9 protein-coding genes are annotated in these 12,820 nt (G+C 57.6%); 7 read left to right on the top strand and 2 right to left on the bottom strand.

Going from position 1 to position 12,820, the window contains the following annotated elements:
• Positions 1-50: 50 nt before the first annotated feature.
• A complete protein-coding gene (locus tag AB5202_RS01135; protein ID WP_040359007.1) occupies positions 51-614 on the bottom strand; it encodes a PTS sugar transporter subunit IIA in 564 nt (187 codons plus the stop codon).
• Positions 615-857: 243 nt separating this feature from the next.
• On the opposite strand from AB5202_RS01135, the gene AB5202_RS01130 reads away from it, so the two are divergent.
• The 3 genes from AB5202_RS01130 to AB5202_RS01120 all read left to right on the top strand — a co-directional run bounded on the left by AB5202_RS01130 (position 858) and on the right by AB5202_RS01120 (position 6,636).
• A complete protein-coding gene (locus AB5202_RS01130) occupies positions 858-1,757 on the top strand; it encodes an alpha/beta hydrolase (RefSeq protein ID WP_368144065.1) in 900 nt (299 codons plus the stop codon).
• A 489-nt stretch (positions 1,758-2,246) separates the two neighbouring features.
• Positions 2,247-4,658: a ferrous iron transport protein B gene (feoB, locus tag AB5202_RS01125; RefSeq protein ID WP_195503403.1), complete on the top strand. Its 2,412-nt coding sequence runs from the start codon at positions 2,247-2,249 to the stop codon at positions 4,656-4,658.
• A gap of 313 nt (positions 4,659-4,971) precedes the next feature.
• Entirely contained in the window at positions 4,972-6,636 is a 1,665-nt protein-coding gene (locus AB5202_RS01120) for a PTS transporter subunit EIIC (RefSeq protein ID WP_368144067.1), read from the top strand.
• A gap of 62 nt (positions 6,637-6,698) precedes the next feature.
• On the opposite strand, the gene AB5202_RS01115 is transcribed toward AB5202_RS01120, so the two are convergent.
• On the bottom strand, positions 6,699-7,451 hold the full coding sequence (locus AB5202_RS01115) for a MurR/RpiR family transcriptional regulator (RefSeq protein ID WP_158550125.1): 753 nt from the start codon (positions 7,449-7,451) through the stop codon (positions 6,699-6,701).
• A gap of 174 nt (positions 7,452-7,625) precedes the next feature.
• Between AB5202_RS01115 and AB5202_RS01110 the strand changes: the two genes are divergently transcribed.
• The 4 genes from AB5202_RS01110 to AB5202_RS01095 all read left to right on the top strand — a co-directional run bounded on the left by AB5202_RS01110 (position 7,626) and on the right by AB5202_RS01095 (position 12,819).
• Positions 7,626-8,999, top strand: a complete 1,374-nt coding sequence (locus AB5202_RS01110; protein ID WP_195503401.1) for a family 4 glycosyl hydrolase — start codon at positions 7,626-7,628, stop codon at positions 8,997-8,999.
• A 90-nt stretch (positions 9,000-9,089) separates the two neighbouring features.
• Positions 9,090-9,917 (top strand): hypothetical protein, encoded by an 828-nt coding sequence (locus tag AB5202_RS01105; RefSeq protein WP_368147463.1) that lies wholly within the window; start codon positions 9,090-9,092, stop codon positions 9,915-9,917.
• 175 nt (positions 9,918-10,092) lie between these two features.
• Complete coding sequence (locus tag AB5202_RS01100; RefSeq protein ID WP_195503399.1) at positions 10,093-11,289, top strand: MFS transporter; 1,197 nt, start codon at positions 10,093-10,095, stop codon at positions 11,287-11,289.
• A gap of 153 nt (positions 11,290-11,442) precedes the next feature.
• Positions 11,443-12,819 carry an alpha-amylase family glycosyl hydrolase gene (locus AB5202_RS01095; protein WP_368144068.1) on the top strand — a complete coding sequence of 459 codons (1,377 nt, stop codon included), beginning with the start codon at positions 11,443-11,445 and terminating at the stop codon, positions 12,817-12,819.
• The last annotated feature ends 1 nt before the right edge of the window (position 12,820 follow it).

Below are 12,820 nucleotides of genomic sequence, written 5' to 3'. Positions count from 1 at the left end.
GTCGCGGGCGCTTGACGAGGTGCCTTTTGGCTGTGTGGCGTGGGGCCTGGCTACTTGGTCTTGGCAACCAGCAGCGGGTCGCCAAGCTTGACGAGCGGGTTGCCGCCGATAAGCGTTCCAGACTCGCCGACATGGTCGATGCTTTTAAGACGATCGAGCTCGGAGACGATGACGGTCACGATGTCCTCGTGACCAGCGGCCTTAATGGCCTCGCGGTCGAAGCTGATGAGCGGCTGGCCTGCCTTGACCACATCGCCCATCTCGACAAAGCGGGCAAAACCCTTGCCGTTCATTTCCACGGTGCCCAGGCCAACATGGATGAACACGCGCAGGCCGTCCTCGGTGATCATGCCGATGGAGTGGTTGGTGACAGTGGTGGCACCGATGCGGCCGTTGGCGGGCGCATAGATGGTGCCGGTAATGGGCTCGATGCCATAGCCCTGGCCAAGCATGCCCGAGGCGATCGTCTCGTCGGGAACCTCGTTCAGGTTGACGAGCACGCCGTTGACGGGGGCATAGATGACGCCTTCGCGGGTAGCGAAGCTTGCTGCGGGCGGAACGGACGCCTCGCCGGTCGAGGTGAAGGTGGACTTAAGCGAATCGAGCAGACCCATAGTTGCCTCCAACTTAAATAGGCGCATATCGCGCGTTTGGTTTGCCGGAAACGTTTCACATGTGTTTCGCGGCTTGGTCAACGCCCCTATTCTACGCTGCTCAACGATACCTCTGAACTGGGATTATGTGATATATCAGTTGAAGGGAAACTTATTGCTGGAGTGTTTCTGCGCCACGGGTTCAAGTGGGGTACGCTTGAAGGCGAAAAACAAGGGCGCATAATTTGCGCGAAGGGAGCACATATGATTGTCGAGAACCATGCGCTGTGGGGCGAGGAGCCGACCGAGGATTATCCGGCGACGTTTACGTATTTGGGTGCCGAGCCGTTGCCCGATAAACCGAATGGCCGCCGCCCCGCGGTGATTATCTGTGGCGGAGGTGCGTTTACGCATATCGCTCCGCATGAGCAGGATCCTGTGGCGTTTGCGTTTTTGGATCACGGTTACCAGGTCTTTGTGCTCAACTATGTCACGAGTTCTACGGGTGACGTGAGCTTTCCGCACCCCCAGGCAGATCTTGCCAAGATGGTCGCCACGGTGCGCGCCAACGCCGACGAGTGGCATGTCGATCCTAAGCGCGTGTGCGTCGTGGGCTTTTCTGCTGGCGGCATGATTTGCGCCTCGCTGGCAACACAGTGGAAGACCGGCCCCTTTGCGGCACTTGCCGGGGCGCGTCCGGACGACATTCGTCCCGATGCCGTGGTGCTGGGCTATCCATTGCTCGACTTTGCCTATGTGCGCGACATGCAGACGCGCGATCCGCGCATTGACTTGCGTGTGCCCAAGACGGGCGGCAAGACGGGGCGCGATTTGCTCAACGACTACCTGTCGATGGTGACGGGCGGCGAGGCAACTGACGAGCATCTGGCCGACATCTGCCCCACTACGCATGTTTCGCGTCAGATGCCACCGACCTTTGTGTGGGGCGTGTCCGACGACAAGACGGCGCCGATCGCGCAGGTCTACCCGTTTGCCCAACGCATGGCAGAGGAGGGCGTCCCTTGCGAGATGCACGTCTTTGACCAAGGTGGTCACGGCCTTTCGCTCGGCAACGCCAACACCGCGGTCGACAACGAGGACAAGCAGGTGGCGGTCCGTCCCTGGATTCGCCTAGCCTTCCGCTTCCTGGAGCGCCATCTGTAAGAGTAAGAGGGCCAGCCCCATCCCGTCCCTCATAACTTGCGGTGAAATAGTTCCAATTAAAGTCACGGGGCTTTAAACAGGAACTATTCCACCGCAACTTCGTTTTGATCTGTTGGAGACGGAGGAAAATGGATCATTTTGTCGAGGGAGCGGGCGGCTGTTTCTGCTCCCGCGGGAAACCACGTCCCGTTTGGGAAATCGTGACCCGTTTTGGGCGCAGATTCCGGGTCGCAGTTTCCCCGAGGGGCTCGATCGGGAAATCGCATCCCAGTCTGAGCGCCGATTCCGGGCTGCAGTTTCCGCTAGATGCCTCAACCGGAAAGCCCGTCCCGTTTAGGTGTTCCGGAGTGGGATTCGGTTTCCGCAACAGGCCCGTCTGGGAAGCAATGGCCCAGAATTCCCCTTGCACCGATCTGTCGATTGAACGTCATTGTGTGTTCACGCTATCATGTAAGTTTAAAATTGGTTAGCCATGGCAAACGGTTAGCCATGGTGAACATAAATACAACGCCCTGCGGGCGCCGGGGGAGGAACACGGACGTGAAGCTCGATACACTCGAGATTGGAAAGGACGCCGTTGTCGCATCGGTGGCATCGGACGATCAGGCACTCCGACAGCATATTTTGGACATGGGTCTAACGCCGGGCACCGAAGTCACCATGATGAAGTATGCCCCCATGGGCGACCCGCTCGAGATTCGCCTGCGTGGCTACGAGTTGACACTGCGTAAGGACGATGCCGCTCGCATCGAGCTCGTGGGTATTCACGACACCGATACGGGTCCGCGCGCTAACGCCGCAATCGGCACGACGGAGCATCCGGCCCTGGGCGAGGGGACGTATTCGCCCCGTGCGGCAAAGACGGCCGTGCCAGAGGGCGCGCCGCTGCACTTTGCCCTCGCCGGCAACCAAAACTGCGGCAAGACCACGTTATTCAACCAGCTGACGGGCTCCAACCAGCACGTCGGTAACTTTCCCGGCGTGACGGTCGACCGCAAAGATGGCACCATCCGTAACCATCCCGAGGCGAGCGTTACCGACCTGCCCGGCATTTACTCCCTGTCGCCGTACACAGGCGAGGAGGTCGTGAGCCGTCAGTTCATCCTCGACGAGCGTCCGGACGCCATCATCGACATCATTGACGCCACCAACATCGAGCGCAACCTGTACCTGACACTGCAGCTCATGGAGCTTGACCGTCCTATGGTCATCGCGCTCAACATGATGGACGAGGTGACCGCCAACGGCGGCGCCGTGGACGTCAACTTGCTCGAGAGCCTGTTGGGCGTGCCCGTTGTCCCCATTAGCGCTGCCCGCAACGAGGGCATCGGCGAGCTGGTGGACCACGCCCTGCACGTGGCGCGGTTCCGCGAGCGCCCTGGTCGCCTGGACTTTTGCGCGCCCGACGGTCCGGACGGCGGTGCGCTGCATCGCTGCATCCACGGTATTGCTAACCTGATCGAGGACCATGCCGTGACGGCGCACATCCCGGTGCGCTTTGCGGCGACCAAGCTGGTCGAGGGCGATGAGCTGGTAACCGAGGCGCTTCACCTGGATCGCAATGAGCTCGACGCTATCGAGCACATCATCACCCAGATGGAGGACGAGGCCGGCACCGACCGCCTATCTGCGCTGGCCGATATGCGTTTTAGCTTTATCGGCGACGTGTGCGGGCGTTGCGTCGTCAAGCCGCACGAGAGCCGCGAGCACGTGCGCTCCGTCAAGATTGACCGCATCCTGACAGGTCGTTACACAGCCATTCCGGCGTTTCTGGTGATCATGGGCCTCGTCTTTTGGCTGACGTTTGGCGTGATCGGCGCGGCGTTGCAGGGACTTATGGAGGACGGTATCGCTGCCATCATCGCCTCGGCCGATGCGGGCCTCAAGGCGTTCGGTACCAACGACGTGGTGCGCTCGCTGGCTGTCGACGGCGTGCTAACGGGCGTGGGCAGTGTGCTGACCTTCCTGCCGATTATCGTCGTGCTCTTTTTGTTCCTCTCCATTCTGGAAGACTCCGGATACATGGCGCGCGTGGCCTTTGTCATGGATAAGGTGTTGCGTCGCTTTGGCCTGTCGGGCCGCAGTTTCGTGCCCATGCTCGTCGGTTTTGGCTGCACCGTGCCGGCTATCATGTCGACCCGTACGCTCCCATCCGAGCACGACCGCAAGATGACGGTCATGCTCACGCCGTTTATGAGCTGCTCAGCCAAGCTGCCGGTTTACGGCTTGCTGTGCGGGGCGTTTTTCCCGCAGGCGACGGTTCCCGCCATGGTCTCGCTCTATCTGATCGGTATCGTGGTCGGCTGCGTCGCGGCTTTGGTGCTCAACCGCACGGCATTTAAGGGCGACCCGGTGCCGTTTATCATGGAGCTCCCCAATTACCGCCTGCCGAGCGTCAAGACGACGGTGATGCTGGCATGGGATAAGGCCAAGGACTTCATCACCAAGGCCTTTACCATTATCTTTGCCGCTACGGTGGTCATCTGGTTCCTGCAGACGTTCGATATCCGCTTTAACGTGGTCGCCGACCAGTCGCAAAGCCTGCTTGCCGGTCTGGGTAGCATCATCGCGCCGGTGTTGGCCCCGCTCGGCTTTGGCGACTGGCGCGCCTCGACGGCGCTCGTCACGGGGCTCATTGCCAAGGAGAGCGTCATCTCGACGCTCACGGTGCTTTTGGGCGCAACGTCGCCCGCGGCGCTGTCGACCATGTTTTCGCCGTTTACCGCCTACGTGTTCTTGGTCTTTACGTTGCTGTACCCGCCTTGTGTGGCGGCAATCGGCGCCGTCAAGAGCGAGTTGGGCGCGCGCTATGCCGTGGCCGTATTCGCGTTTCAGGTCGCCGTTGCCTGGATCGTGGCGTTTGTCGTGCATTCGGCGGGCATATTGCTGGGGTTGGCTTAAGGGCACGTTGATGCTCTGCGCTTTTGGGCGAGCAACAATTCAATAAAATGAGCCAAAATAACGGCAATTGTCGGCCTGCGGGGACTGTCCTACGCTTCAGATTGCCGTTCGCTGTCTATTTGCTGCCGTTTACGGATTCGTAAATACTTGCAATCGTCGGTCGATTTAACCGTATTACGCGATGTCGATGCGCATTTTGTGCGCCCCTTTCTACAATCACCTTGTTTCTATTGCCGAACATGTCTTCCGTTTCGCCTGTGTGGGGACGTGGGGTGCAATAGTCGTTTATAGAGGATCATTGAGAGGGGAATTGATGAAAGAAAAATTCCAATCGTTCGGAAAGGCAATGCTCGTTCCGATTACGCTCATTGCCATTTCCGGTCTCTTTTTGGGTATCGGCAGCGTTTTTACGACCGAACTGACCCTTGTGTCCCTTGGCGTTAATTGGGACTGGTATGCCGCTTCGCCGCTCTTTACGTTCTTCTCGGTATTTAAGGGTCTCGGCGAGGTTATCATTGGAAACCTCGGTGTTTTGTTTGCCGTCGGCTGTGCCTTCTCCTTGTCTCGCAAAGAGAAGGGCTGGGCTGCCTTTTCTGCCCTTGTCTGCTATCTCACCATGCTCAAGACGGTTGAGATTCTGCTTGGAGCAGCTGGCTTGGCTGCCGACAATACAACGGTGGAAGCTCTTCAGAAGGTCGGCCTTACGTCCATTCAGGCGAGTGAGCAGTCCGCACTCTACACTACCTCGCTCGGCTTTTTTGGCTACAGCTCTGGTGTCTTTGGCGGCATTATCGTGGGCTGCCTGGTCGCCTGGATCACCGGCCGTTTTTACAAGACCAAGCTCCCAACGGCGCTGGCGTTTTTTGCGGGCAGTCGAACGGTCCCCATTGTATCGCTGGTCGCCGGTGGCGTCCTGGGCGGCATCATGTACTTCGTCTGGCCCGTCATCGGTGGATGCTTCTCGGGTATTGCGACGTTCGTGAAAGGCTCCGGTCTGGTCGGTACGTTTGTCTATCGCTGGGTGCTCGAGAGCCTTGTGCCGTTTGGCTTGCATCCGCTGCTCGAGACGCCCATGTATTGGACTGAGCTTGGCGGCTCCATGGTCGTCGATGGAACGCGCGTGGTGGGCAATAGCGCCATTCAGCTTGCACAGCTCGCTTCTCCCAGCAGTGACAAGCTCTTGGTTAGGGCCTTCATGGCCGGCTATGGCATTAACGATTACGCGTTGTTCCCGGGCATCGCCCTTGCTATGTGGTCTTGTGCCAAGCCCCAGAACCGCAAGAAGGTTGCTGGTCTTTTAATCCCCACAGTGATTTCGACTGTTTTCTTTGGCGTCACGGAGCCTATTCTCTTTACGTTCCTGTTTGCCGCCCCCTGGCTCTACTTTGGCGTTTACGCTCCGCTTTCCGGACTGGGTGAAGTTCTCTCGGAGGCAATGGGCGTTTCGGTGTACCAGGGAAATATCAAGGACCTTATCCCATTCTTATTCCGCCCCGAGAAGCTTAATCTGCTTCCGTACCTTATTCTGCTCCCCGCCTTTTTCCTGGCAGCTTTCTTCCTCTTCCGGTTCTTTATTACTAAGTTCGATATCAAGACGCCCGGTCGAGACGATGGTGACGATATTGAGTTGATCAACAGCAGAGCTGAGTTCGAGGCAAAGGCCGCTGAGGCAAAGGGCGAGTCTGGTAGCACTCCCGAGAAGGCGGTCCAGGACCGTGCGACCAAGGACAGCGCGCTTGCTGTCGGCATTGTCGAAGCGCTTGGTGGAGCCGACAACATTGATGATCTTGACAACTGCATCTCACGTCTTCGCGTGATTGTCAAGGATGGTTCTAAGGTTGCAGACGACGAGGTGTTCACCAAGAATCTTGAAGCTATGGGCGTTATCCGCCTGAGCGACAAGGCAATCCAGGTCATTTACGGTCCTCGTGTCGGCGAAGTCGCTTCTGAGGTGCACGAAGTTCTCGGTGACGAGTAAAACGCGCAAGTGGCTTTCAATTGCATAGCGCAATTCCAGGGCTTGGCTTCCTATCGCATGATTTAGGGGGCCAAGCCTTCTTGTTTTAGATTGTCAAGGCAGATACTCAATAGTTCTTCGAATGCGAGAATACAACTTCCGGTAAAGCAGTTAGGCTTAACGTTCTTAAGATCCATTGGGTGATCGTCATGTATCGTAAAGATCGCGTCTGCCGTCTTGGCGAGTTCACTGTCTTCGTTGCCGGTAAACGCGAGAGTCGTAATGCCCGCGTCGTGGCATGCCCTTGCGGTTTCCAGGATGGCTTCTGTCTGGCCCGATTTGGATATGAGCATCATGCAGCTGAGCGTATTTCGGTTGGATTCGACAAACTGATCGGTTTCTAGGAAGTCCTGTATGACGGCCAAAAAGCCAAGTCCAACGAGCTTGGTCGCCATGTACTGCGCAACGATGCGTGAGAAGCCCTCTCCGTTTACTCCGATCATTCTGTTGCGATGCAGTGCGGCGATGAATACGTCTACATCTCCGGTGTGGCATACGAAGTGGACGCTACTGTCTTTGAGTGATTGATTCATTTCGCGGGAGACATGCTGAAGGTGCTTGAGATCGTACATCATTTCGCGGTAGCCACGGTAGCCGAGCTTTTTAGAAAGCCTGATGACTGTCGTCATGCTGGTAAAGCATGCCATGGCGACGGGTTTTATGCCAATATCATCGAGGGTGTCGATATTGTTGAGCAGGTATTCGAGTACGCTTTGCTCGGTTTCGGATAGCTTTGCGGCTGAGTAGAGCTTGGAAATCTGCTTTTTATCAACCATCGGTGCTCCCTTCCCGCCGGACGTGTGTGGCCGCTTCCGTTGCGTAAATAATAACTCCTTGGGGAATTCCTTTCCCGCCTTGCAGTCGGGGCGGGAAGCGACCCTCCATGCTGGATACAATATCCAAACACAGGCGAACCATGCAATATTGAATGTGCTATTGGGGGTTTCGATATGAAACTTACGGTCATAGGTGGCGGTGGCGTCCGCTCCATGTTTTTGGCAAAGAGCATAGCCCAGCAGGCGTCATCGCTTGGGATCGACGAACTTGTGTTTATGGACAATGATCCCGAGAAGCTGCGCATCTACGGTGGCCTTGCCGCCCATGTCTCGAGCATGCTTTGCCCCACGCTTAATTTTTCACTGACGGGCGATGCAGTCGAGGCTGTTAAGGACGCCGATTATGTGATCACGACGATTCGCGTCGGTGGGGACCATATGCGCGTTCGCGATGAGCGCATTGCTCTTTCGCATGGGGTTCTTGGCCAAGAGACGACTGGCGCAGCCGGCGTGTCTTTTGCCATGCGCTCCGTCCCTGCGCTTGCTTCGTATTGCGAGTTAATCAAGAAGTACGCAAAGCCGGGCGTCAAGGTGTTTAACTTTACTAATCCCGCTGGCGTCGTATCTCAGGCCCTACGCGATATGGGCTATGATTTTACTTATGGCATTTGCGATGCCCCCTCGGGCATGTTGCATCAGTTTGCCGAGTATAAAGGCGTTGATCCCGCATCGGTTCAGGGCGAGTGCTATGGACTCAACCACCTCTCGTTCTTCCGCAATGTGACGGTTGACGGCGAGGACATCATGCCCGACTTGATCCACGACGACGGGGCATATGCTCATACAGATCTTAGGTTCTTCGAGAAGGACCTCGTTCTAAATCGCGGATGCGTGCCAAATGAGTACCTATACTATTTCTACTATCGCGAGCGCGCCGTTGCCAACGTTCTCTCTTCGCCCCAGACACGCGGCGAACTAATCGAAGAAATTAATCGAGAAATGACGAGCGAGCTTGCATCTATCGATATTGAGAACGACTTCGAAAAGGGCCTCGCGTGCTTTGAGAAGTGGTACGGAATGCGTGAAAACAACTACATGGCGGCCGAGACGGGTATTCACCGCGACAAGCCGTGGACGTTTGACGTGTACGGCAAAGATGCTGGCGGATACGCAGGTGTCGCGCTCCGTTTCATGGATATTGCTCGCTCTGGCAAGACACAGCAGATGATCCTGTGCACCCCCAACAATGGCGCCATCCCTGGCCTTCTCGATACAGACGTCATTGAGTCAACGTGCGATATCTCCACCGATGGCTGTGTACCGCATCGCGTCGAAGCCGATTCTGTGCCCGCGGGAAACCTCGAATTGATTCGTCGCGTCAAGTACTACGAGCGCACCGTGGCGCGTGGCATCGTTAACCGATCGAAGCGCGACATTGTCGAGAGCCTCGCGATGCACCCGCTCGTTAATTCGTACTCCTTGGCGAAAGATATCGCCGCGCAGTACTTTGAGCTTAACCGCGACTTCATCGACGGCTGGACAGACTAGTCTGGACGTTAAAACTAGAAATTATGGATGGGCGGACCGGCGTTTATATTGGCGCCCGTTCGCCCTGCCTAGTAAGAAAACGGGTATAGAGTGAACTTGCGAGAGAACTTCAATGTCTTTCTGGAATCGGGCGATCGGGCGAAGGAATGCCGGAGTGGCTGCACGATGGCGTTATATATCCCCTTGTTTGTTATGAGCGCGCTTCAAATTGGTGTATCAAACGTTGCAACTGAGCTCGCCTATATCAATCCGTCCATTACGCTTATTTGCACTGTGGTCGCGGCCTTTTTAAACCTGCTTCTATCGAATGTGGCTTTTTCATTATTTGCCGTCGACCGGTCCAAAGAGACGGTGCAACCTGCTCGAACCCCTCCGGTTTATCTCTTGGCCTCGACGGTTCCCCTCCAGATTTCTGGGGCGCTGCTAATTTATTTGGTTCATTTGATTTTATCGGCAATTGTAGTCTTTGCCTCGCTTGCGAGCAGTCAGCTCGGGGTGTTGTGCTCTCTTGTGGTGGCAGTAATCGTGACGCTTCTTTCCGCGTCGTTCGTATTCGTGTTAATTGAAGATGCGGGCGTGGAGCAGAGGGGACTACGAGGCATTCGGTTTGCACCACGCTACATCATGCGTTCGGTCACGGTGCTTCGTTCCTCCTGGAGAGAAATCGCGCGTCCCGCAGCGCTGCTGGTGGCATGGAACCTGGTTGCAAGTTGCGCTATCCAGGTTCTTGTTGGATGGGTAGTTTCGAGTGCGGCGCTGCCGTCGGCACTTTCAGTGACGGCGCTTGTGCATGAGGGACTTTATTATGGGGCGTTTGCTTATATGCTGCTTTTGCTAGTTCATTGTGCGGTTGCGAGTTGGCTCGAAATTGACGTGCTCATGGGGGTGTCCTTGTGCGTATCCGAGCAGGCGCGATAGCCCGAAGATAAAGCCGCGTTTTCGACATTGAGTTCCTGCGTACCTTGCTTTCTAAGCAGAATTGGCGCGCCGTCTGTTAACGATCGTTTTCCAAGAATTCTTTTGTTGCTCATTTTATAGACTTCTCATTGCTATAATCGCCCACCGCTCAAGATAATCGGAGAGGTTTTCCTATATGGCTCAAACAAAGCAAGGTGGTATCGCACTCAGGCAGTGGCTCCCGCTTATCGGGCTCGCCTGTTGCGCGTTCGTGTTCAATACGTCGGAGTTTATGCCCATCGGCCTTCTGACTGATATCGCCGCATCGTTCTCGCTCACCGAGGCCCAGGCAGGCATCATGATCTCGGTCTACGCCTGGGGCGTCATGCTGCTGTCACTGCCGCTTATGGTGTTTGCCTCGCGCTTTGAGTTCAAGCGTATGCTGCTCGGCGTGCTCGCCGTGTTTTCTCTGGGTCAGTTCCTGTCCGCTGTGGCACCGACATATCCTATCCTGGTTTGCGCACGCCTGGTGGTCGCCTGCGCGCATGCCGTGTTCTGGTCAGTCGCCTCGATTATGGCCTCGCGCCTGGTCGACACCCGCCACGGGGCGCTCGCCATCAGCATGATCGCCACGGGCTCGTCCATCGCGCAGATCTTTGGCCTGCCGATCGGCCGCGCCATCGGGCTGGCTGTGGGCTGGCGCATGACATTCGCCGTGGTCGGGGCCTTCTCCGCCGCCGCGGTGGTGTACCAGGCCGCGGTGTTCCCGGCCATGCCGGCGAGCGAGCGCTTTACCGTCAAACAACTGCCCGAGCTGCTCAAGAACCCGTTCCTGATCGCGCTCTACGCAGTCACGGTCTTTATGGCGACCGGCTATTACGCAAGCTACAGCTATATCGAGCCCTTTCTGGCGCAGGTCGCGCACGTCGACGCGGGCGCCATCACCATGACGCTGACGGCGTTTGGCTGCTCTGGTCTGGTGGGCAGCTGGCTGTTCGGCCGCCTGTTCGATGGGCACCGGTTCCCGTTCTTGGCTATTACGCTCTCCGGCGTGCCGGCGGCCCTGCTGCTCATGGGTCCGGCCACATCGTCGCTCGTGGCAGTGCTTGCCGTCTGCGCGCTGTGGGGCTGCTGCGCCACAGCCTTTAACGTGGCGTTTCAGGCCGAGCTCATCAAGTACACGCCGGCGGACTCGTCGGCCGTCGCCATGTCGATCTTCTCGGGCCTGTTTAATCTGGGTATTGGCACAGGTACCGCGATCGGCGGAGCCGTGGTTTCGGGCCCCGGTATCGCCTGGATCGGCTTCGCGGGCGGGTCAATTGCGGTCGTGGGCGTTATCCTCGCCATCACGGTGATGTTCCCAGCCATCCGTCGCGCAAAGCCTATCGCCTAATCACGTTCCCTCATCAGTTGCGGTGGAATAGTTCCTGTTTAAGGCCTCTGAAGGCCCAAGCAGGAACTATTCCACCGCAACTTATTTTGGGGAAGAGGATACAAGCCGGGCATACAATGGATGTCGTTGTGTTGAGCTTACCGGGAGGTTGCTATGTGGGCATACGAGACGACGTTCTATCAGATCTATCCGCTGGGCTTCTGCGGAGCTCCGCGCGAAAACGCCGCGCCCGTTGCCGAGGATGAGCTTACCCAGGCCGCCAACGTTGCTCCTAACCCCGATGCGCCCATCATGAAGATCGCCCAGTGGGCCGACTACCTGCAGGAACTCGGCGTTGGCGCCGTGCTCATCAACCCGCCGCTTGAGTCCGATAGCCATGGCTACGACACGCGCAGTCTGCGCCATATCGACCGCCGCCTGGGTGGGGATGCCGACTTTGCCGCCGTGTGCGAGACGCTGCACGCCCATGGCATCCGCGTGGTGCTCGATGCCGTCTTCAACCACGTCGGTCGCGGCTTTTGGGCCTTCCGCGATGTGCAGGAGCGCAAGTGGGACTCGCCCTACAAGGACTGGTTCCACATCAGCTTTGACGGCGATTCTTGCTATGGCGACGGCTTTTGGTACGAGGGCTGGGAAGGCCATTTTGAGCTTGTGAAGCTCAACCTGCAAAATCCCGCTGTGGTCGATTACCTGCTCGAGTCCGTGCGCCGTTGGGCCGACGTCTTTGGCGTCGACGGCCTGCGCCTGGACGTTGCCTATATGCTTGACCGCGACTTTATGCGCCGCCTACACTCCTTTACCCGTGAGCTCAAGCCCGGCTTTGTGCTCATCGGCGAGACGCTTCACGGCGACTACAACCAGATCGTCAACGACGAGATGCTCGACTCCTGCACCAACTACGAGTGCTACAAGGGCCTGTACTCCAGCTTTAACTCGGTCAACATGTTCGAGATCGCCCATTCGCTGCACCGTCAGTTTGGCGGCGACCCCTGGTGCATCTACCGCGGCAAACATCTGCTGTCGTTTATCGACAACCACGATGTGCCGCGCCTGGCAAGCATCCTCACCGACAAGTCCTGTCTGCGTCCCGCCTACGGCATGCTCTTTGGCATGCCGGGCATCCCGTGCGTCTACTATGGCAGCGAGTGGGGAATTGCTGGCGAAAAGGGCGGCCCCGATGGCGACTGGGCGCTGCGCCCTGCGCTCGATGAGCCTGCGCCCAATGAGCTGACGGCGTTCATCACGCAACTCGCACACCTTCGCTCGGCCGATGACGCGGCGGCCCGTGCTCTCAACTACGGTGCCTATCGCAACGTGGTGATCCAGAACAAGCAGCTGCTGTTCGAGCGCGCCTGTGACGACGCGACGGTGCTCGTGGCGGTGAACGCCGTGGGCGAGCCTTACACCTTTGGCGCCGGCGAGCTCAACGGGTCCTTCGTCGACCTGCTTGCCGACGATGCGCCCACGGTCGAGCTGACGGGCACCCTTGAACTTGCACCCTACGAGGTGCGCTATCTGTTGAGAGCCTAGC

It is taken from the genome of Collinsella aerofaciens (assembly GCF_040915545.1).
GTDB classification, from domain to species: Bacteria; Actinomycetota; Coriobacteriia; order Coriobacteriales; family Coriobacteriaceae; genus Collinsella; species Collinsella aerofaciens_BE.
Note: the sequence above shows the minus strand (reverse complement) of the source record. Positions and strands in the feature narration are given on the sequence as shown.